This window comes from Paenarthrobacter sp. PH39-S1 (genome assembly GCF_030063245.1).
GTDB lineage: Bacteria > Actinomycetota > Actinomycetes > Actinomycetales > Micrococcaceae > Arthrobacter_M.
This window is the reverse complement of record NZ_JASISR010000025.1, coordinates 20,419-39,238: the sequence shown is the minus strand read 5'-3', so window position 1 is coordinate 39,238 and position 18,820 is coordinate 20,419. Positions and strand designations below refer to the sequence as shown.

General features: G+C 62.9%; 18 protein-coding genes. 8 read left to right on the top strand and 10 right to left on the bottom strand.

All coding sequences use genetic code 11. From position 1 onward, the window contains the following. Positions 1–53 precede the first annotated feature (53 nt). The 5 genes from QMG52_RS15600 to QMG52_RS15580 all read left to right on the top strand — a co-directional run bounded on the left by QMG52_RS15600 (position 54) and on the right by QMG52_RS15580 (position 5,575). Entirely contained in the window at positions 54–437 is a 384-nt protein-coding gene (locus tag QMG52_RS15600) for a HesB/IscA family protein (protein ID WP_283561328.1), read from the top strand. Between the two features lie 210 nt (positions 438–647). Continuing rightward, positions 648–1,532 carry an aa3-type cytochrome oxidase subunit II gene (gene ctaC, locus QMG52_RS15595; RefSeq protein ID WP_283561327.1) on the top strand — a complete coding sequence of 295 codons (885 nt, stop codon included), beginning with the start codon at positions 648–650 and terminating at the stop codon, positions 1,530–1,532. A gap of 11 nt (positions 1,533–1,543) precedes the next feature. Further along, positions 1,544–3,274: an aa3-type cytochrome oxidase subunit I gene (ctaD, locus tag QMG52_RS15590; RefSeq protein ID WP_283561326.1), complete on the top strand. Its 1,731-nt coding sequence runs from the start codon at positions 1,544–1,546 to the stop codon at positions 3,272–3,274. Further along, positions 3,271–3,672, top strand: a complete 402-nt coding sequence (locus tag QMG52_RS15585; RefSeq protein ID WP_283561325.1) for a cytochrome c oxidase subunit 4 — start codon at positions 3,271–3,273, stop codon at positions 3,670–3,672. Before ctaD ends, QMG52_RS15585 begins: the two co-directional genes overlap by 4 nt. Positions 3,673–3,808: 136 nt before the next feature. Further along, positions 3,809–5,575, top strand: a complete 1,767-nt coding sequence (locus tag QMG52_RS15580; protein ID WP_283561324.1) for an IS1634 family transposase — start codon at positions 3,809–3,811, stop codon at positions 5,573–5,575. A gap of 328 nt (positions 5,576–5,903) precedes the next feature. On the opposite strand, the gene QMG52_RS15575 is transcribed toward QMG52_RS15580, so the two are convergent. Continuing rightward, positions 5,904–6,194, bottom strand: coding sequence for an HPr family phosphocarrier protein (locus QMG52_RS15575; RefSeq protein ID WP_283561323.1), 291 nt, complete (start codon positions 6,192–6,194; stop codon positions 5,904–5,906). An 81-nt stretch (positions 6,195–6,275) separates the two neighbouring features. After that, entirely contained in the window at positions 6,276–6,641 is a 366-nt protein-coding gene (locus tag QMG52_RS15570; RefSeq protein ID WP_283561322.1) for a hypothetical protein, read from the bottom strand. Between the two features lie 288 nt (positions 6,642–6,929). Here QMG52_RS15570 and QMG52_RS15565 point away from each other — a divergent pair, with 288 nt between their 5' ends. Further along, positions 6,930–7,721 carry a GntR family transcriptional regulator gene (locus QMG52_RS15565; protein WP_283561321.1) on the top strand — a complete coding sequence of 264 codons (792 nt, stop codon included), beginning with the start codon at positions 6,930–6,932 and terminating at the stop codon, positions 7,719–7,721. Positions 7,722–7,883: 162 nt separating this feature from the next. Here the strand turns inward: QMG52_RS15565 and qcrB are convergent, their stop codons facing one another. The 4 genes from qcrB to ctaE all read right to left on the bottom strand — a co-directional run bounded on the left by qcrB (position 7,884) and on the right by ctaE (position 12,199). Then, positions 7,884–9,566, bottom strand: coding sequence for a cytochrome bc1 complex cytochrome b subunit (gene qcrB, locus QMG52_RS15560; RefSeq protein WP_283561320.1), 1,683 nt, complete (start codon positions 9,564–9,566; stop codon positions 7,884–7,886). 2 nt (positions 9,567–9,568) lie between these two features. Then, complete coding sequence (gene qcrA, locus QMG52_RS15555; RefSeq protein WP_283561319.1) at positions 9,569–10,597, bottom strand: cytochrome bc1 complex Rieske iron-sulfur subunit; 1,029 nt, start codon at positions 10,595–10,597, stop codon at positions 9,569–9,571. An 88-nt stretch (positions 10,598–10,685) separates the two neighbouring features. Beyond that, on the bottom strand, positions 10,686–11,471 hold the full coding sequence (gene qcrC, locus QMG52_RS15550; protein WP_283561318.1) for a cytochrome bc1 complex diheme cytochrome c subunit: 786 nt from the start codon (positions 11,469–11,471) through the stop codon (positions 10,686–10,688). A gap of 89 nt (positions 11,472–11,560) precedes the next feature. Continuing rightward, positions 11,561–12,199 (bottom strand): aa3-type cytochrome oxidase subunit III, encoded by a 639-nt coding sequence (ctaE, locus tag QMG52_RS15545; protein ID WP_283561317.1) that lies wholly within the window; start codon positions 12,197–12,199, stop codon positions 11,561–11,563. A 183-nt stretch (positions 12,200–12,382) separates the two neighbouring features. Here ctaE and trpD point away from each other — a divergent pair, with 183 nt between their 5' ends. Then, on the top strand, positions 12,383–13,450 hold the full coding sequence (gene trpD, locus QMG52_RS15540; protein WP_283561316.1) for an anthranilate phosphoribosyltransferase: 1,068 nt from the start codon (positions 12,383–12,385) through the stop codon (positions 13,448–13,450). Between the two features lie 91 nt (positions 13,451–13,541). On the opposite strand, the gene QMG52_RS15535 is transcribed toward trpD, so the two are convergent. Continuing rightward, positions 13,542–13,823 carry an Lrp/AsnC family transcriptional regulator gene (locus QMG52_RS15535; protein ID WP_283561315.1) on the bottom strand — a complete coding sequence of 94 codons (282 nt, stop codon included), beginning with the start codon at positions 13,821–13,823 and terminating at the stop codon, positions 13,542–13,544. Between the two features lie 106 nt (positions 13,824–13,929). Then, on the bottom strand, positions 13,930–14,355 hold the full coding sequence (locus QMG52_RS15530; protein ID WP_283561314.1) for a DUF3054 domain-containing protein: 426 nt from the start codon (positions 14,353–14,355) through the stop codon (positions 13,930–13,932). Positions 14,356–14,694: 339 nt separating this feature from the next. Here QMG52_RS15530 and QMG52_RS15525 point away from each other — a divergent pair, with 339 nt between their 5' ends. After that, on the top strand, positions 14,695–15,903 hold the full coding sequence (locus tag QMG52_RS15525) for a methyltransferase (protein WP_283561313.1): 1,209 nt from the start codon (positions 14,695–14,697) through the stop codon (positions 15,901–15,903). A gap of 278 nt (positions 15,904–16,181) precedes the next feature. Here QMG52_RS15525 and QMG52_RS15520 read toward each other — a convergent pair whose 3' ends face one another. Together QMG52_RS15520 and QMG52_RS15515 are read right to left on the bottom strand one after the other, a co-directional pair. Beyond that, entirely contained in the window at positions 16,182–17,831 is a 1,650-nt protein-coding gene (locus QMG52_RS15520; RefSeq protein WP_283561312.1) for an alkaline phosphatase family protein, read from the bottom strand. A 317-nt stretch (positions 17,832–18,148) separates the two neighbouring features. Beyond that, entirely contained in the window at positions 18,149–18,688 is a 540-nt protein-coding gene (locus QMG52_RS15515) for a hypothetical protein (RefSeq protein WP_283561311.1), read from the bottom strand. Between the last annotated feature and the right edge of the window lie 132 nt (positions 18,689–18,820).

The window sequence follows — 18,820 nt, the reverse complement described above, 5'->3', positions numbered from 1 at the left end:
GGCGGTGTAGCGCCGGACGTAGCATGTAATAGTCACCCACGTTAGGAATAACCATGAGCACCACGACCCCCGAAGAGACCACCACCTCAGATTTGTCCACGGAGCCGCAGGTACACGGTGTGAACCTCACCGATGTCGCCGCCGGCAAAGTCCGCAGCCTGCTCGAGCAGGAAGGGCGCACCGATCTGCGTCTGCGGGTAGCCGTGCAGCCCGGTGGATGCTCCGGGCTGATCTATCAGCTGTACTTCGATGAGCGGCTGCTCGACGGCGACGCCGTCCGCGACTTTGACGGAGTGGAAGTTGTCATCGACAAAATGAGCGTGCCCTATTTGGACGGCGCCGCCATTGACTTCGAGGACACCATCTCGAAGCAGGGCTTTACCATTGATAACCCGAATGCGGGCGGTTCCTGCGCCTGCGGGGATTCATTCCACTAATGTCCCGCCCGGCCCGGCAGAACCACAGTGCTCCGCAAAAACTACTAGGCTCAAGAGCGTCGCGGCATAACGTTGGCCGAACCGCGCCGACCCACGGGGGACATATGCACATTTTCCTGTGCGTGGGCGGTAAGCTCTACAACGAGTAGTAAACCAAGATTCGCACCTGCGGCCGGATGCCGCTTGGAGCACCAAGAGGAAGGGCCGTCTGTGAGTTCGCAGGACCGTACCGGCAGCCGACGTGCAAAGTTCATTCCGATAACCGGATTGCTCATCATTGGCGCGTTGGCTTTGACTGGATGTACCGCAGAGTCGAAAAACGGCTGGTTGCCGTCCCAGCGTAATGTCACGAACCACACCGGCCGGGTTATAGACCTGTGGGTCAATTCGTGGATCACGGTCATGATTGTCGGTCTCATTACTTGGGGCCTGATGATTTGGTGCATTATTGCGTATCGCCGGCGGAAGAATACCGTGGGTTTCCCGCGGCAGATCAGTTATAACCTGCCGCTGGAAATCTTCTACGTGGTCATTCCGCTGTTCATGGTGATGGTGTTCTTCTATTTCACGGACGTGGACCAGCAGTCGCTTGACGCCCGCGATCCCGCCCCGGCCGTTACCATCGATGTGCGCGGCAAGCAGTGGTCCTGGGACTTCAACTACGTTTCACGCCCCGACATCTCGGGCAACGACATCAAGGAAAGCGTCTACGAGGGCGGTACCCAGATCCATCTGGACGGATCCCCGGTAGACCAAAACACGTTGCCCACGCTGTACCTGCCGGTGAACAAATCGGTGGAACTGCAGTTGAATTCGCGCGACGTGATCCACTCGTTCTGGGTTCCGGCCTTCCTGCGCAAGCTGGATGTCATTCCCGGCAAAACGAACTATCTGACCCTTACACCCACGGCGATCGGCACCTACGACGGCAAGTGCGCCGAACTCTGCGGTGAATACCACTCCGAAATGCTGTTCCGCGTCAAGGTGGTCTCCGAAACGGACTTCCAGCAGCACTTAGCGAGCCTGAAAACGGCCGGCTTCACCGGTACGCTTGATAATAAGTACGACCGCAATCCAAATCTGAACCAAAAGTAAGGGGGCGGAAAATGTCGACCTACGAGTATTCCGCGACCGAGGCCGCAACGCTGGCACCGCGGGTGGTACCGGTTTCCAAAGGACGCATCGTCGTCAACTGGATCACCTCAACTGACCACAAGACCATCGGGTACATGTACCTGATCGCTTCATTCGTCTTCTTCTGCCTGGGCGGCGTGATGGCCCTGCTGATCCGTGCCGAGCTGTTTGAGCCGGGCATGCAGATTCTGCAGACCAAAGAGCAATACAACCAGCTGTTCACCATGCACGGCACCGTGATGCTGCTGATGTTCGCCACACCCCTCTTCGCCGGTTTCGCGAATGTGATCATGCCGCTGCAGATTGGGGCGCCGGACGTTGCCTTCCCGCGCCTCAACGCCTTGGCCTTCTGGTTTTTCCTCTTCGGCAGCACCATTGCGGTGTCGGGCTTTATCACGCCGCAGGGTGCTGCGTCCTTCGGCTGGTTCGCCTACGCGCCGCTGTCCAATACGACGTTCAGCCCGGGCGTCGGCGGTGACTTGTGGGTTTTCGGGCTCGCCCTTTCCGGGTTCGGCACCATCCTCGGCTCCGTCAACTTCATTACGACCATCATCTGCATGCGTGCCCCGGGTATGACCATGTGGCGGATGCCCATCTTCACCTGGAATACGCTGATCACCGCCATCCTGGTCATGATGGCCTTCCCGCCCCTGGCGGCAGCTCTCTTCGCACTCGGCGCGGACAGGCGGTTCGGTGCCCATATCTTTGATCCGGAAAACGGCGGAGCCGTGCTCTGGCAGCACCTGTTCTGGTTCTTTGGGCACCCTGAGGTCTATATCATCGCCCTGCCGTTCTTCGGGATCGTGTCGGAAATCTTCCCCGTCTTCAGCCGTAAACCGATCTTCGGCTATAAGGGCATTGTCTATGCGACCATTGCCATTGCCGCGCTATCCGTGACGGTGTGGGCACACCACATGTACGTGACTGGGTCGGTTCTGCTGCCCTTCTTCTCGTTCATGACCATGCTGATTGCGGTCCCAACAGGTGTGAAGTTCTTCAACTGGATAGGCACGCTCTGGCGCGGTTCGCTGACGTTCGAAACGCCGATGCTGTGGAGCCTTGGTTTCCTGGTGACATTCCTGTTCGGCGGTCTGACGGGTATCATTCTGGCCTCTCCGCCGCTGGACTTCCATGTGTCGGACACATACTTCGTGGTGGCGCATTTCCACTACGTTGTATTCGGCACCGTGGTCTTCGCGATGTTCGCTGGATTCTACTTCTGGTGGCCCAAGTGGACGGGCAAGATGCTCAACGAGCGGCTCGGCAAGATCCACTTCTGGATGCTCTTCATGGGTTTCCATGGCACCTTCCTGATCCAACACTGGCTGGGCGTGATTGGCATGCCGCGCCGGTACGCGGACTACATGCCGGAGGATAACTTCACCTGGATGAATCAGTTCTCCACGATCTCCTCCTTCGTCCTCGGCGCCTCCATGATCCCCTTCTTCTGGAATGTCTACATCACCTGGCGCAGCAGCAAGCGGGTTGAAGTGGACGATCCGTGGGGCTTTGGTGCCTCCTTGGAGTGGGCGACGTCCTGCCCTCCGCCGCGCCACAACTTCACGTCCCTGCCACGCATCCGGTCGGAGCGTCCGGCTCTCGATCTGCATCACCCGGAACTGGCGCAGCAGCACACACCCTCGTCCCCCGGCCCCTTAGCCGCAGTGCTGGGTTCGGCTGATCAGAAGGATACGGAGCAGTGAAGGTAGAAGCATGGCTCTTCGGAGCACTCGGTTACTTTTTCGCCCTCGTCGGTGTCGTCTACGGCTTCTTGGTCAAGTGGCAGGAGCCGGTCGGCTTCCTGGCCCTCATCCTGGTTGGCGGTCTGGCTTGGATGATCGGTTCCTATCTCCGCTTCACCGCCAAACGAGTTGGGATGCGGCCCGAGGACCGAAATGACGCCGAGATTCACGAAGGCTCCGGCGAACAGGGGCACTTCAGCCCCTGGAGCTGGTGGCCCCTGGTGCTTGGCTTGGCGTGTGCGGCCGGATTCCTCGGCATGGCCGTGGGGTTCTGGATCGTCTTCATCGGCGGCGGTCTTGCGGTCATCGCGCTGGTCGGCTGGGTCTTCGAATACAGCCGCGGAGACCACGCGCACTAGGCCGAAGTTACGTGGACCTTTCGCTCTGATTCCCGCGAGTTTCTTGGCGAAAGGTCCATTTTCGGCCAATATTTGTAGACAGAATATTCGGCGTGTTGTTACCGGTGCTGACCACACACGGGTGTAGTTTGTTGGTATGAGTCAGCAGGAGAAGCCGGTTCACGTAGTCAGAGTGAGGAAGTCCCACACTGACAAGCACGGCCTGGAACGCGATTACCGTTCGGCTTATCTGCGCCGCAGCTTCCGGGAGGGCGGGAAGGTCCGCAACGAGACGGTGGCGAACCTCTCGGCCCTGCCCGACCACGTCGTAGACCTGATCGAGGCCGGACTCAAGGGCCAGCACCTGGTCCCGGCCGATGCCGCGGCCACGATCCTGCGCTCCCGCCCGCACGGGCACGTCGCCGCGGTCACCGCGCAGGCGAAGGCCCTCGGGTTGCCGGCCCTGCTCGGGCCCGCCTGCCCGCAGCGGGACCTGGCCCTGGCTTTGGTGATCGCCCGGGTCTGCCGGCCCGGCTCGAAACCGGCCACCACACGATGGTGGGCCGACACCACCTTGGCCGTGGACCTCGGCCTCACCGCAGCCGGCACCGACGAGGTCTACGCCGCGATGGACTGGCTCGAGACCCGGCAGGAGAGCATCGAAAAGGCCCTGGCCAAAAAACACCTGTCCCCGGGGGCGAACCCGGACCGGCTGGCCCTGTTCGACCTGTCCTCCTCCTGGGTCACCGGGCACCACTGCCCGCTGGCCGCACGGGGCTACTCCCGGGACGGGAAGAAGGGACTGCCGCAGATCGAATACGGCCTGCTCACCGACCCGGAAGGCCGTCCCGTCTCCGTCCGGGTCGTGCCGGGGAACACGGCGGACCCGACCGCTTTCGAGGCCCTCGCGAAGGACTTCAAAACCCGGTATGGACTCCAGGAGATGGTCATGGTCGGGGACCGCGGCATGATCACCAGTGCCCGCATCGAGGCGCTGAAGGAACTCGGCGGTCTCGGCTGGGTCACCGCGCTGCGGGCCCCGGCGATCCAGGCGCTGGCCGCCGACGACGGGCCCCTGCAGATGTCCCTGTTCGATGAAACGAACCTGGCCAAGATCAGCCACCCGCACTATCCCGGCGAACGGCTGATCGCCTGCCGCAACCCCGCCCTCGCGGTCGAACGCTCACGCAAACGCGGGGACCTGCTCGCCGCGACCGATCAGGAACTGGCCAAAATCACCGCCGCCACCCAAGCGGGCAGGCTCAAGGACGCCGGGCGCATCGGGATCCGCGCCGGGAAAGTCGTCGGGAAATACAACATGGAAAAGCACTACAAACTCGACATCACCGATACCTCCTTCACCTACGCCCGCAACGAGGAGAACATCGCCGCCGAGGCGGCCCTGGACGGGATCTACATCATCCGCACCACCATCCCCGACAAGCAGATGGACGCCGCCAAAGTCGTGGCAACGTATAAGTCCCTGGCCAACGTCGAACGTGACTTCCGCTCCATCAAGGCCATCGACCTGGCCCTGCGCCCGATCCACCACCACACCGAAACCCGGGTCCGGGCGCACGTGTTCATCTGCATGCTCGCCGCCTACCTCACCTGGCACCTCCGCAAAGCGTGGGCGCCGCTGACCTTCACCGACGAACACCGCCCCGAACCAGCCGACCCCGTCGCCCCCGCACAACGCTCCACCGCCGCGCAGACCAAAGCCAGCCGGCGGACCACCGCCGACGGGGCCCCTGCCTACAGTTTCCGGGCCCTGCTCGAACACCTCGCCACCCTGACCCGCAACGACATCCGTTACGGCACCGACACCACGATGCCCGCAGTCCCGACGCTCGCGGCCCCAACACCCATCCAGCGCCGTGCCTACGAACTCATCGGCCAAACCCTCCCGCTAAACCTGAAGTAGACAGAAGGAAGAAACCCCAAAACCACGAAATCCCCGCCGGAAGTCAAGGACGGCGGGGATTTCCCACGTCACCACCCACGTAACTTCGGACTAGGCGCGACGGATCAGGAGCGTCACCGGGTCCAGGCGTTGACAAAAAGGCGGGTTCCACCGGAAGGTTGGGGCCCGCCTTGCGCGTGTCCTGCGCTATCCGGGTTTCAGGTCCTTTCCGTGCGGCTTCTGGTGCCCCGGCCCGGTGACGGGACCGGGTACCTCCGGCTCCCGTCCCTGAAGCAACCGATCCCGCTGAAGCCGCAGTGCCGGCCGTGGCGGGATCGACCGCCTACGATCAGTCGGGACCATGGACGAGGTCGGTGGAGAGCAGATCCGCCAGGGCGTCCAGAGCGGTTCTGACGGCGAGGTCGTCATGCCCGATGTCCGGCACGGACAGGACAACCTCACAGCCGCAGCCAAAATCCGCCGTCATGACCTGCAGCAATGACGTTGCGTCCACGGCCGGCTGTCCCGGCTTGGCCAGGGTGACCGGCAGGCCGGTCCGCGTCACGGCACGGACGAAAACCGCCGCCGGGCGGGCGTGTAGTCCGATGGCGGCGGTAACGGTGGCATTCCGGATGTACATCAAGGCTCCTTGCATAGTGGCAGTGCTGTAAAAACACTAGCCGCCATCTAGAGGCTAGGACGGCGACGGCGGATTTTCGGGTCAAGTTTTCGGCTGCCAGTTCAGATTCTTCCGCGAGGTTGTCGAGGATCGTTGGTAGTTGCGGCTGGCCTCTTGCAGTGGGCCAGATTCTGGGGTAGTGAGTTGAGCGAGTCCGATGCATAGGAGGCGGTCGTGGGCGCGGGTTTGGCTCAAGGAGAATGCCGCTTGCAGGATCGCGATGTCATAACGGTAACCCGCGGCGGAGACGTAGAAGTGATTGAAAACCCCCGTGGTCCTCACGATCCACTGATACGCGCGGCCGTCACCGGAGTGGCGTTTCTCATGCGGAACGGGTTCGTCTTCTCCTGCGCGGCTGATGAACAGAATCCCTTCATCACCGGTGAAATTGGCCAGGTGCTGATGCATCACGTCGGCCTACGTTCAGATACATTCAATCTATGCTTTCCACTTCAACACGACATGCTCGGAAACGACATCGGACACAGTGCGCGGTATGGTCATGACAGTCTCCTGTCAGGGGCAGCTACCACAACTAGCCAACCACCGTGCTCACACGGTTACAACACGGGTCCGAGGACACCGTCACGCGCCGACCGGAGCCGCCCCACAAACTGACACCCGCCGCACGGCTCGTCGGGCCGGGGTGTAACCCCGTTAGTGTTAGGGCAGACAATTGAACGGAGGAACAGCAGATTGGCCTATCCCGCAGCAAAGATACCCGGTGAAATTGTCCGGAACTCCGGTACGGCGATTCACGTACAGCTGCGCGAACTGCTGCGCAGCTTCATAGCCGCGACGCTGGCCCCCGGCGCGGCCTTCCCGTCAGAACGCGACCTCGCCCTTCGGTTCTCGCTGGCGAGGATGACCGTACGGCAGGCCATCGATTCGCTGGTGGACGAGGAAGTGCTCGACCGGGTCGTCGGACTGGGCACCTTCGTGACCCGGCCAAAGTTTGACCTTCAGGTCAAACTGACCTCCTACAGCGAGGAAATGGAGCGCCGCGGCATGGTTCCCGCGGCCAAGGTCCTGAGCTTTGAGCAGATCGGTGCCACGGCGCTGCTGGCCCGCGAGCTGCAGCTGGAGGAAGGACAGCCGGTGATCCGCTTCCGCCGCCTTCTGCTGGCCGACGGCGAGCCCATGAGCGTTGACGAGAACTTCATTCCAGCGCACCGGGTTCGGGGAATTCTCGACGACCCGCCGCCGTCGTCCTTGTACAACGTGCTCAGCGAACGGTACGGGCTGGTTATGGAGTGGGGGGAGGACACCATCGAGGCGACGGCCGCCTCGCCGTCCATCGCCCGGCTGCTCAAGGTGGATGTAGGCGACCCGCTGCTGAAGCTTCAGCGCCATGCATTCGTTTCACGGGCCATGGTCGACTTCTCCGTGTCGTTTTACCGCGCCGACCGATATAAGCTCTGGGTGCCCCTGCAACGGCCCGGTGGCCGGAGCCGGAGAGCGTATTCGGCCCGGTCCCATAACGGCTAAGAGGGGGCCGTCAGGGGCCCGTGCAAGCGTAAGGGCTGACCAGCAGCGCGCTGCCCCGTAAGGGGGTCATCCGCGCAACAAACGCACAATAAGAAGGAGCGGTGCCCGGACATCCCGGGCACCGCTCCTTTCGGCGTTGATAACCGTCGTCTCAGCGGGTTTCTAGTGTGAAACCTCTTTGAGCCTTTCCGGTTCCTCGATCTGCTCATGGACGGGTGCATGAGCGTGAGCGGCCTCCAGCTCAGCGGGTGTGGCCGGCGCAACACGGTCTTCGAAGAATAGCCGGCTGATCATGGCACGTCGGCGTTCCTGCTTCGTGACAACGCCGTTTCCGTTCGGAACGCCGTCGCTGGGCTCGGGGGATTCGTAGCCCACGAGCTTGTAGCGCTTGTAGTCATCCAACTGCGCATGGACTTCCTGGTACTCGCCGTGCGGGAGCCGGACAATCCGGCCCGTCTCGCGGCCGTGCAGGGCGATCTCGCGGTCCTTCCGCTGCAGCGCCAAAGCGATGCGCTTGGTGACCGTGAACGCAATGATCGGGCCAATGAAAAACAGTGCCCGGAGCCAATAGATGACGTCGTTCAGTGACACGTGGAAGTGCGTGGCGATCAGATCCGAGGACGCCGCGGCCCAGAGGACGCAATAGAATGTGAAGCCTGCCATGCCGATGGCGGTACGGGTCGGGGCGTTGCGCGGGCGGTCCAGAACGTGGTGTTCGCGGTCGTCCTTGGTGACCCAGCGTTCGATCCAAGGGTAGGCGAAGAGCACGGTGAAGACAATGCCCGCCGGAACCAGTGCCGGGAGCAGCACATTGAGCGACAGCGTATTGACGCCCCACGGCAGGGGAATATTCCATTCCAGCGGGATGCCCAGCAGCCAGCCCGGCATCAGTCGCAGCGCGCCGTCGACCCAGCCGATGTACCAGTCAGGTTGGGTCCCGGCCGAAATCGGGGACGGGTCGTACGGTCCGTAGTTCCAGATCGGGTTGATTGTGAAGAACGCAGCCATTAGGGCGATGACGCCGAAGATGATGAAGAAGAATCCGCCTGCCTTGGCAGCGTAAACCGGACCCAGCGGGTAACCAACCACGTTGCGGTCATTGCGGCCCGGGCCGGGGTACTGAGTGTGCTTGTGAACCACCACCATAAAGAGGTGGATGGCGATCATCAGCAGGATCATGGCCGGAACCAGGAGGATGTGGAGCACATACAGCCGGCCGATGATTGCCGTTCCGGGAAACTCGCCACCGAAGAGGAAGAAGGAGATGTAGGTGCCGATTACCGGGATGGAGGAGATGACGCCCTGAATAATGCGAAGTCCGTTACCGGACAGCAGATCGTCGGGGAGCGAGTAGCCTGTGAACCCGTCCGCCAGAGACAGGATCAGCAGCACGCCGCCCACCACCCAGTTGAGCTCGCGAGGCTTGCGGAAGGCTCCGGTGAAGAATACGCGCAGCATATGCACGGCGATCGAGGCCGTGAACAGCAGAGCGGACCAGTGGTGCACCTGGCGCATGAAAAGCCCACCGCGGACATCAAAGGAGATGTTCAGTGTGGAATTCATTGCCACGGACATGTCCACGCCCTTGAGCGGAACGTAGCTGCCGTTGTAAGTTGACTCCGCCATGGACGGATCGAAGAAGAACGTCAGGAAGGTGCCCGAAAGCAGCAGGATGACGAAAGTGTACAGGGCAACTTCCCCGAACATGAAGGACCAGTGGTCTGGGAAGACCTTGCGTCCGAATTCGCGGAGAATGCCGGAGCCGCCGACGCGTTGGTCGACGAAATTGGTGATGCGGCCGGTCGCGGTCGCCGGGGTGTAGGTTGATTCGGTTGCGGCGCTCATTTTTAGCCACGCTCCCAGAAGCTAGGTCCGACAGGTTCGTGAAAGTCGCTCTGGGCCACCAGATAGCCTTCAGAGTCAACGGCAATAGGCAACTGCGGCAGCGGACGTTTGGCCGGACCGAAGATGACTTTGCATTCCTGCGTCAGGTCGAAGGTCGACTGGTGGCAGGGGCACAAAAGATGGTGCGTCTGCTGCTCATAAAGGGCTACAGGGCAACCGACGTGGGTGCAGATCTTGGAGTACGCGACGATGCCGTTGTAGCTCCAGTCCTCGCGGCCTTTGGACGGATTAAGCAGCGAAGGATCCAAGCGCATCAGCAGGACCACGGCCTTGGCCTTTTCCTCCAGCTTGCCCTCGTGCAGATTATTAAGGCCGTCAGGAATTACATGGAAGGCCGAGCCGAGGGTCACATCGGAGGCCCTGATCGGCGTGCCTGTGGGGTCCCGGACCAGTCTTGTCCCCTTGTCCCACATGGTGTGGCGCAGGGCGTCCGCCGGCAGCGGACCCAGGTCGCGGAACATCACGATCGCAGGAAAGGGTGCCAGTGCCACAGCGCCCAGGAGCGTATTACGGATCAGTGGACGGCGCTTGATGCCGGTTTCCTCGATGATGTCGCCGACGATCTTCTCCGCTGCGACACGGTCCGCTTCGCTGCGGAGCTCGTGGCGCTCCTCGGAAACCTCGTGGTCAGGCATAAGTGCCCTGGCCCAGTGCACAATGCCGGTGCCGATGCCGAGCATGGCAAACGCCGTGCCCAGCCCCAGGAGCATGTTCTGGATCCGAAGTGTGCCGATGGTGTCATCCAGACGGATGAAAAAGTAGCCGAAGAAGAATAGCAAAGTTCCTACGACGGAGATACCGAAGAGTATGGCCACCTGGCGCTCAGCCCTTTTGGCCGCCCAGGGATCCGTATCGGCCAGTCTCAAACGGTGCGGGGGGAGCCCAGGATCCTGGAACTTCTCCACATCGTGTAGACCAGCCTTAGCTACGGCGTCCGAGCCTGCCGGAATGCCGTCACTATGGTCGCCCATGATCCCCTCATCCTTCTCTTATCCCGATGTTCCCGGGTTCGTATTGTATGTTTCATCCGGCCACTCGCGCGACCGTAATTTGTCGGGACTAGGAAGTCCGGGAGGTCAGCCAGATGGTAAAGGCAATGACGACGCCGAGGCCGGCGATCCAGATGAAGAGTCCCTCAGAGACCGGGCCCAACGAGCCCAGATCCGCGCCACCCGGTGAACCATTGGCTTCAATGGTGTCCAGGAAGGTGATGATGTCCCGCTTGCCCTCGGGGGTGATGTTCGCGTCGTTGAAGACGGGCATGTTCTGCGGGCCTGTGATCATGGCCTCGTAGACGTGCGAATTGGCGACCCCAGCCAGCGCCGGAGCGAACTTTCCCCGCGTGAGGGCGCCGCCGGCTGCGGCGGCGTTGTGGCACATGGCGCAGTTGACGCGGAACAGTACGCCGCCGTTGGCGGCGTCGCCCTGGCCGTCGAGGTACTTCTCTTCCGGCACAGCGGGTCCGGCACCGAGGGAGGCCACATACGCCGCGAGCTGGCGGGTCTGCTCATCATTGAACTGCTTAGGCTTCTGCTGGGCCTGCGGCCCCTGGAGCTGCATCGGCATGCGCCCGGTACCGACCTGGAAGTCCACGGCTGCCGCCCCGACACCCACCAGAGACGGTCCGTCGGGGGAACCGCTGGCACCCATGCCGTGGCACGTCGCGCAGTTGGCCACAAAGAGCTTCCCGCCCTCGTGCGCATCATCGGCCGAGTAGGTCGTGTCAGCCTTGGCCTTATTGACGGTGGTGGCAACGGCGTAGAGCCCACCGGTCAGCATGAGCCCCATCAGCAGCAAAGCCACGGCTGCTAGTGGATGACGTCGCCTCTGCGAAAGTGCCTTCACTTGGTGGTTCCTTTGTGTCGATCGTGCGGCGGTGCGATTCAGCCGCCAATTCAATTTCTGCTTCGTGTAGAAGAGGTCTGAAATTCAGCTTACTTCAGGATGTAAATGACCAGGAACAGGCCGATCCAGACGACGTCAACGAAGTGCCAGTAGTAGGAGACGACGATGGCCGACGTCGCCTCAAAATGGCCAAACTTCTTCGCGGCAAAGGCGCGTCCCATAATGAGGAGGAAGGCAATGAGGCCACCGATGACGTGAAGTCCATGGAAACCCGTGGTGATGTAAAAGGCCGAACCGTACGCGTTCGATGACAGCGAGACGTGCTCCGAAACCAGGGTCGCGTACTCCGCGGCCTGCCCTGCCACGAAGACGGCGCCGAGAACGAACGTCACCATGAACCACTCGGTCATGCCCCACCGGACGAAACCGAAGAGGCCGCCGGTACGGCGTGCCTGCAGCCTTTCCGCAGCGAAGACACCCATCTGACAAGTGAACGAGCTGGAGACAAGAATGAGCGTGTTCACCAGGGCATACGGAACATTGTGCTTGGCGGTTTCGTCGGCCCACAACCCGGCGGACGTGGAACGGAGCGTGAAGTACATGGCAAAGAGTCCGGCGAAGAACATAAGCTCGCTCGATAGCCACACCACCGTTCCGACCGAAACCATGTTGGGGCGGTTCAGCGTGGGGTGCGCCGAGATACTGGGGGAATGAGTCGCAGTTGTCACATAGACATTATGTCCATAAAACTCCGTGCTGCCCAACGCAAAATGCGTTTTGCCGATTCTTTTTCTACAAAGCCGCGAAATCCGGGCATTGTGGCCGTTCAGGCGCCGGGGACGCCGCGGCGTGTCCACGGAAGCGGCGGAACTTATTCGTTCATCGGTGTCTTGGCTCGCTAGCATCAGTAGGTGACCTCAACAGCATCAGCGCCCGAACAGAAACCCACCTGGCCCGCCCTTCTTTCCACGCTCATCGCGGGAAGTGACCTTTCGGCCGCGGAGACCCGTTGGGCGATGAACACCATTATGGAAGGTGCCGCGACTCCTTCTCAGATAGCCGGTTTCCTGGTGGCGCTTCGGGCCAAAGGGGAAACCGTGGCTGAGGTCGTCGGGCTGGTCGATGCAATGCTGGACAACGGGCGCCCGCTGATGGTGGAGGGGGATGCCCTGGACATCGTCGGGACCGGCGGTGATCGGCTGAATACCGTCAATATTTCGACGATGGCGGCCCTTGTCTGTGCGGGGGCGGGCACCAAGGTCGTCAAGCATGGAAACCGTGCCTCGTCCTCCGCCGCCGGGTCCGCCGATGTCCTGGAGGCACTGGGGGTGCGGCTGGACATGGACGTGGATCGGGTGGCGTCGGCGGCCACGAGCGTGGGCATTACGTTCTGCTTTGCCCAGGTATTCCACCCGTCCATGCGCCACGCTGCCGTGCCGCGGCGTGAAATGGGTATCCCCACTGCCTTCAACTTCCTGGGCCCGCTGACCAATCCGGCGCGGGTTTCGGCCTCCGCGGTCGGCGTGGCAGATGCGGCCATGGCACCGCTGGTCGCCGGAGTGTTCGCCGCCCGCGGTACGCGCGCGCTGGTGTTCCGCGGCAGCGACGGGCTGGACGAATTGACGACGACGGGGCCTTCCACAATCTGGGAGGTCCGGGATGGCGCCATTACGGTCTCGGAACTTGAGCCGGCCGATCTGGGCCTTGCGCGCGCCACCATTGCCGATCTCCGCGGCCTGAATGCGGTGTACAACGCCGAAGTCGTCCACCGGGTTTTGGCGGGCGAAAAAGGTCCGGTGCGTGACGCCGTCGTACTTAACGCGGCAGCGGGTCTGGTGGCCGTCAACCGTTCGGCGCAGGGTTCACTGCTGGAGCGCCTGCGGGCGAGCCTGCGGACAGCGGAAGCGGCAATCGACAGCGGGCGCGCCGCCGACGTGCTGGCCAAATGGATCCGCCATTCAACGGGCGTAGCGGACTGACTGCACCGCAGACTGACTTCTCCACAGGCCGCCGTCAAGGATCCCTGGTCAGGGAACCGATGACTCAACCCGCGGGACGTTTCCCGGGCAGTTAGTGGTCGAAGCCGAGGGAGAACGCGGCGTCGAGGTCATGCTGCGAATACGCCCGGAAGGAAATCTGCGTCGTCGTTGACACGACGCCCTCGACCTTGGACAACCGGTCGGCAATCACGTCCGCCAGGTCGTCATGGCGGGTCACCCGGGCGACGGCGATCAGATCCCATTCTCCGGTGACCGAATACACCTCGCTGATGCCATCGAGCTCGGAAATTTCCTGTGCGGCTTCCGGAATCCGGGAAGCATCGGTCTTTATCAGGACAAAAGCGGTGATCACAGGAGGAATCCAATCATTTTGCACTGTCGCAGCCGGCTCGTCGGACCCGGCAGGCACATCCGGCCGTATTGCCGGCTCTGCTGAAATTTTTTGACTGACTTCGAGGTTAGCGCAAAACAGCGTGGCCCGAGTCGTGGTTCATGCGCCGCCGCACCAGGCCGGCTAGGGCCCGGTGCCCGAGCAGAAATACCGCCAACACGACAAGGGCGACGACGACGAAGGGAAGTTGGGCGGTCTGGCCGGACAGCAGGCGGAGCACCATGCCGGCTGCCACCGTAACCGCCCAGACGGCGACGCCGTGTGGCCAGAGCCGCAGCGGCGCTCTCCACGCCCGGCTGGTGGCCCAGCCGACGACGAGACCGGCAAGGAAGGGCCACGCCGTGGTGAGGACGCCCAGCAGCGGGTGGGTCTCGGCATGACTCGCCCTGCCGGTGGCCGCGAAGACCAGCACCACAATGAGATCGGCGGCTGCGGCGTAGATCACGATGCCGCGGCTGACCGGGGGATTGCTGGTTTTCCGCGTTTCTGTCACCACATCAGCTTACCGGCCCCGCCGCCGTCGACCACCCCACCCCACCACCTCACCCAACTAGGTAGCAGATATGGCACTCAAACACGGTTTTGAGTGCCATATCTGCTACCTACTTGGGGTGGCTGGCGCGGGCCGGATAACGGGTGGGAGGCGCGGGGGGTTCGAGGCCGCCGTTGGTAGCATGGAAACGGCAACCGTTTCAGCAGCTGTTTCGGGTGGCCAGGCATTCCGTCGGCAGCCGCCCGAACCACCGTATCTAAGCCAGGAGCCGTCATCGTACTGTCCAGTGGAAACGAGCGGGAGGGTGTAGCGGCCGTAAGTCCCGAAGAACGGATCGCGATGGAAATGACCTGGGAAGAATCGGACAGCGCGGACCGGAGCGGCGCGGACCGGGGCAGTGGCGATGCGAACGGGGCCGCCCCGGAAGTCCGTGAGCAGGGGACCATCCGCTGGAAGGAAGACGGCGTGGAACATCACGCCTTGTGGCATTCCCAGAGCCGGCGCGCCGCGCCCGAGCAGCTCGTGGTGGCCGACGATCGGATGAGCGCGGACGCGGCTTACCGGTACGCGGACAAGGGAATCGGAATTCTCTGGCGCGGTGATTTTCAGAACGCCCGGCAAATGCTCAGCGCCCTGACGCGGCGCGTCGGCAAACAGCGGCAGGCACCGGCGAAGACCCCGGCAGCGGCCTTCCGGCAGCATCGTGAGAACCGCTCACGTCTTGCCCAGGTCTTGGGAATGTTGCTGGTCCCGCTAGAGCCGGATTACAGCATTCCGCTCCGCCGCGCACCCGATGTGGCGCTGGCCTGCGCGGAAGCCTTTGGAGGGCCCACCCGGCCCGCGGTCATTGCCTTGCGGGAGCTCCTGGGTGTCATCGGGGCGCATGAGTGGCGACACAAGGGCGTGGACGTTCCAGCGCTGGGGAAGCGCATCTACCCGCATTACGGCGTTTTTTCCCCGGTACGGGGCGAATATCTGGATTTGGTCGCCACCGCAACGCTCCCTGCCGGTGCCCTCGCGTTCGACGTCGGCACCGGCACCGGCGTCCTGGCCGCGATTCTTGGCCGTCGGGGGATGAGCCACATCGTCGCGACCGATCAGGACCGGCGTGCGGTTGCCTGCGCCCGGGAAAACCTGGCCAACCTGGGACTTGCGGACCGGGTGGACGTAATCGAAACGGATCTGTTTCCCGCCGGACGGGCTTCCCTGGTGGTGTGCAACCCGCCCTGGATCCCGGCTCAGCCGGCCTCAACGCTGGACTACGCGGTCTACGATCCCGACAGCAACATGCTGCGCCGCTTCCTGCAGGGACTCAAGGACCATCTGGAACCGGACGGGGAGGGCTGGCTGGTGCTGTCCGATCTGGCGGAGCACCTGGGATTGCGCTCCCGCGCTGACCTGCTGGCCATGTTCGAGGCCTCCGGACTGACGGTCGTCGGACGTATGGAAACAAAACCCACGCACCGCCGCGCCTCCGACAGCACCGACCCGCTGCATGCGGCGAGGTCGGCGGAGGTCAGTTCCCTGTGGCGGCTGAAGGCGCGCTGACCGCGATCCTGCGTCACCAAATAGGCGGCCGACGGCGGCTGGCCGGTGACGCCGTCGGGCTTCAGTGGGAATTGTCCCCCGCGCTGACCGCAGGCGCTGCACCCGGCCGGGGACCAAGCCACAGCTGACCGGAGCGCTCCCCGCATCTGCGCCCGTTGCGGGAATACGTCCCGGCAGCACTCCACCTCGGACCGGGGCGTAACTGTTACGCGTTGGACGGCAACACTAACTGTGCTCAATCTCTGAATGGCCGCCGAGAATCCTCGTGCCCGCGAGTTTTATCGGCGAAAGGGCTTTGAGGCCGACGGCGTCGGTAGGACAGAGCCGCGCGCAGGAGCGCCGATCGAAGTTGTCCGGCTCGTGCGTTCACGTTGGAGAGGGGCGTTGGATGATGAATCCGCGGCCGTGGGACCGGGGGGCTCGGTTGTCCGTTGGGCCTGGAGCGGGGCGTCGTGGGGCGGTGGAAGGGTGCTGCCGTTTCGGAGGATCACCGGGGATACCGGATTTGAGGCGGCTGGCGGAGCTGCGGGTGTCGGGGCGGGGCGGGGCCGCGGGGACGGTGGGGGCGGCATGATAATCGGGGAGCCGTAGGGTGGTGGTGCGGGCCGGTGCAGGGCAGGGTCGATCAGGTCCGCAAGGCCGGCGTCGCCGTCGACCCTGTCGACGCCGAGGGGAGGCAGGCCCAGAAGCTGCAGGACCGACTTCCCGATCCCGACGTGGGACGACCAACGGCTATCGATGCCGGGCCGCACGGCTCCGCCGAACATGATGAGCGGCACCCTGGGACCGTAGGCCAGCTGTACGCCGTCGGGGGTGTGTTCGATGTTAGGCGTGACGACGTGATCATCCCAGCCACCCCAGTCGTCCCAGGTCAGAAGGAAAACGGTGTCGTCCCAATCTCCGGCCCGCACGACGGCGTCCACCGCCTGCCAGACGGTGTCCATTCCCGCTGTCACGCTGTCCGTGGGATGCTCATTTCCTGCCCGGTTATGCCACACATAGGACAGGGCGGGCAGAGACCCTGATTCGGCGTCGGTCCGGAAGGCGGAGCTGGCCAGCAGGTTGGGGGAGTTTTTGAGTTGGCTGTAATAGCGGGCCGGGTAGTGATTGCCCGCGGTGTAGCAGCGCCAACTGACGCCTGCCTCTTGAGCCAGGCCGGGAATGGAGGGCATGTCCCAGTCCGGGACAGGGGTACTTCCGGGATTGCGCAGAGTAGGGCTTTGTCCTCCCATGAGCAGCAGGTGGTTGGGCGTGGAATCGGTGCCGAACCCGCTGCAGTGATTTTCCAAGAAAGCTCCGGTTACCGCCAGATACGCGTAGTAAGGAATTACGGAGAGGGTATCGAACTGGGTGTGGGTGCCCGTGCCGCCATCCAGCCATCGGGCATAGGCCTTCCGGTCGTGCGGCTGGTCGGTCGCAGGAGGGTTGGGCTGAACCGGCCAGTTCGTAGCAACGTTGGCCCCATAAGGTGCCAGACCACCGAAATAGTTATCCGTGGTGTGGTTTTCCTGCACCAGGACCACTACGTGTTTGACCCGGCGCCGGATGGCTGCCTCGTTGGCAAGCACGGAAGCGCCCGCTCCCCTCGCACCTGTGCCGGATGGGGCAATTCGGTTGAAAATCATCCATGAAGCGGCAGCCGTCACGGTCAGAAGGAACGCCGACCGTGACATCCAGACAGCGACGTGCGCCCGGTCCGCCCGGGCGACGCGGCTGCTGACGTTTTGCCGGCTGCGGTCCACTGGTGTTTTCCCGACGGTGAGCGGCAGGGTCCGCGATGAAAGGGCCGCTGCAGCCAGGCATAAACCGCCGAGGAAGGCGTCGACAGCAAAGAGCCAAGGCAGCGGAACGAACGTGTCATTCGGAACACGTGGCTGCCATGGCCAGAAAATGAGTCCGACGCCAAACAGCACGGAGGTGCCGGCCACGCGCAGGATGAAATTCCCTCTACGCTGCGGGGCAAACGATATCCAGCGCCGACGCTTCGTCCTGATCGCCAGGCCGAGGATTGTCAGCCATCCAAGGCAGAATGAAAACATCGCTAGGCCCACCAGAGTCATAAGTAACGACCTCATTCGCGGGGACGGACGAGCAGCAGTACTCGGAGACGGCAGCACTCGCGGGTCGCGGTACCTCGGGCCGGCCGGTTCACTTCACTCCCGGCGGCCGGCACGATTAGACGGGATGAATGAGTTGTGAAGCACCTTGGGCACTTCCTTCCACGCGGTGACTGTATCGATAGTCTTTAGGCGAAAGCATTCACGCACTGGCTGGAAGTGACCTGTGGCCTGGCTGGAAGCCGCAGCAAAGCTGCCTCCGAGGTGACCTTCGAGTTGTCCTCGCGCGCTTTACCGTCGGGTTCCCCCGGCTGGAGGGCGTTCGGCAGGACAGTCGATCGGCAGGCACGAATGACCTGCTGTTCATGCGGGAGTGGAGGCGCCATTCCCAGACTCGTCCTCCGCCCGCGTTCGGTCGAGGTTAAGGGGGATCGGGAGACTCCGGGCCACGGCAGGATGACAACCTGGACGAACGGGCACAGCGCATCGAAAGCCGCGCTGGCGAAGTCCGTGCTGACCGTGCCGTCGATATAGGAATAGCTGACTGCCAGGGCCACAGCGATGATGAGGTACTGGCCGGGCGGGACAATGGCCTGCTCGTAGCAGGTCGAACCCCGGTTCGGACGTGCCCACGTGAGGCGGTCAGATGCCGGTGCGGCCGTCGATCCATTCGCGGATGAGATCGGCGTGGCCGTCGTGCCGGGCGTGAAACCTACAAGCCAGACCAAGCAGTGCCCGTCGCTTGACGGCTTGCGTCGAGTGAGTCCTCCAGGCTTTCGTCAGCCCGTCAGCTCGTCAGCCCACGTTGCCGCCCTTGACGAAATAGACCGCTGGTTTATACTGGTGGTCTAGGCAGCGCG